Genomic DNA, 2,512 nt, shown 5'->3' on the forward strand with positions numbered 1-2,512 from the left:
TCTAAGCTTTTCAGCCATTTTTAATGGTTGCCTTATTTACGCCGACTTGTACTAGTACAGCACGGCACGAGTCAATTTGAATTGAAGCGATGAATTAAGAAATGCCGTACCGCACCATTCTTGTAATGGCTTTAAGCTTCAACAACACGATTCCACAAACCTACAATACTACCTGAAAAAGTAGTAGATTTATTTAAGATTAAATATTTTATAAGCGTAGGTTGGGTTAGCGGAGCGTAACCCAACATAATTTTTGTGTTTCATATCAGTTCATTTCTTCGCTTATCTTTTGTAATTCTGTATTACCAGGATTAGATTCACACGCAGCTTCAACTAATTGCTTTAATTTATTTTGCGATTTAGCCCATTCAATTAATTCAAAAACAACTTCCTCTAGATTTTCTCCTGTAGATATTAAATCTAGGTTTTCATCCAATCGATCGCTAATCATCATTTTTAAATTAATTTGTTTTGGATAAGCACCGATAATCGCATCTCTAATTTTTTTTAGTTTTTGACCACGGTTTGTTTCTTCTGATCTGATATTTAAATTTCTACTTCTCTCACGTTCTAATTCCCGTTGCAATGGTGTATCTTCTACTTTAGATTCACGATATTCTGGCTGTAGCGACAAATTCACATCGTCAATCAATCTGCGGACATCAACCATTTCATAGCTATTTCCACACTCAACTTGAAATCTATTCTTGGTTAAACGTTTACGTAAGTCTTCTAAAGGATAACTATAAGGATTTTCACTTCCCGCACATTTATAACAGTTACAGGGAACCAAAGTTTGATATTCCAAACGCTCAAAAGAATGATGAATTTTATCTAATTCGTGAGTGACAACTGTAAGTAATTCTTTTTTACGATTTCCCGATACCCTGACTTTAATTTCCTTTTGATTATAATTTTCAATGACTTCAGCGCGAGTTTGATATTGATTAAGAATAACCCCGCTTCTCCAAACGAGTTTTTGTTCTTCTATAAAAGGGTGTGTTTCAACAATAAAGCTTGTGAGAATACCTTTGGGCATGAATTCGTATTTGTAGCGCAAGATAAGATTATTTGATGTATCCCATTCGTAATCGGGTTGGTTGATATTAAGTAATTGTGGTGCAATATAATGACCGGGACGATTGGGAATTTGGTAGCAGAGTTTAAACCGCATCATTAATTGCAGCAATTCATCTTGCATCTCGTTGTATTCGCTATCGTTCCAAATATCAGCGAGTTCTTCTTGGCTAAAACATCCCAGATTATTTATGACGATTTCATTATCTAATACTTTATAAACCGCAGTTGTACCCCATTCCGGTTTGAGAATTACATAGTTTTTTAATGTAGAATCATCTTGAAAATGCAAACAAACCCCGAGGTCGTGTAAAAAGCTACTCAACCGCCGCATATCTTTACGGTCAGTTAATTTATTAGTTTCACAAAGCTGCTCGTATTGGTAGAGCTTGATGTAATTGCGGGAATCGTTATCTAAAGCTGCTCGGACTCTCACCCAGATTTTTGGTAAAGGTGAATTTTTACCAACATGAGGAAGATTACTGATATAAAATTGTATGGTGTTTTTTATTTCTTCTAAACCACGATTTGTCGCTAAATTAGTTGCTAAAACTGTTTCTAAATTAGTAAACTCTCCCCGTAACTGTCGTTCATTCACTTGACACTGACGGTCTTGTTTTTCATTTTTGATAATTAAAATCGGGCTATTATCGCTTAAAAGTTCGGCAACCTTTAGCCACCAGTAAAAGTCAGTGTTTTCCGTCCGAGTATCTGCTACTAAAACATAAATAGAACGTTTGGTAAGAAAAAACTGGTGGGTTTGATGGTAGATTTCTTGTCCGCCAAAATCCCAGATATTAACGCGAAATTCTTTACCATTAGGTAGGGGGAATTTCCACTGGATGACATCAATACCTTCGGTTGATTCCTCGTCAGACTTTAGTTTGTAGTTTTCATCTTCAATTTTCTTCGCTAAAGAAGTTTTACCCGCTCCTCCTTCCCCAATAATCAATAATTTTGCTTCGTAGAGAGGTTCGGTTTCAGATGGATCTTGTACTCGGAAATAGAAATCAAGGATTTCCGAGACATTACCTAATTTTCTAAACTCCCTCTCCCTAACTTTTGTTCCCAAAATTTCTGGTGGAATTGGAACTGGGTTTCCGGGTAAATCTAGTGTTCTAAGGTTGATGAGTTTTTTAATTGTTTGGGGTAAACTACTTAGTTGATTGTTTCTGAGGTCGAGGGATTGCAAATTGGTGAGTTGTCCAATTTCTCCTAGTAAACTATTCAGTTTATTGTCCCAGAGTTTGAGAGATTGCAAATTGGTGAGTTGTCCAATTTCTGCTGGTAAACTACTCAGTTTATTGCTTCCAAGGTGAAGGGATTGCAAATTGGTAAGTTGTCCAATTTCTGCTGGTAAACTACTTAATTGATTTTCGTAGAGTTCGAGGGATTGCAAATTGGTGAGTTGTCCAATTTCTGCTGGTAAACTACT

Annotated in this window: 1 protein-coding gene; it reads right to left on the bottom strand. The window is 36.1% G+C overall.

The genetic code is table 11. From position 1 onward, the window contains the following. Nucleotides 1-265: 265 nt before the first annotated feature. On the bottom strand, nt 266-2,512 hold a 2,247-nt coding region (locus tag ACM03V_RS34280; RefSeq protein WP_414625277.1), incomplete at its 5' end, for a COR domain-containing protein.

It is taken from the genome of Calothrix sp. CCY 0018 (assembly GCF_963920925.1).
In the GTDB taxonomy this organism is placed as follows: Bacteria; Cyanobacteriota; Cyanobacteriia; order Cyanobacteriales; family Nostocaceae; genus Rivularia.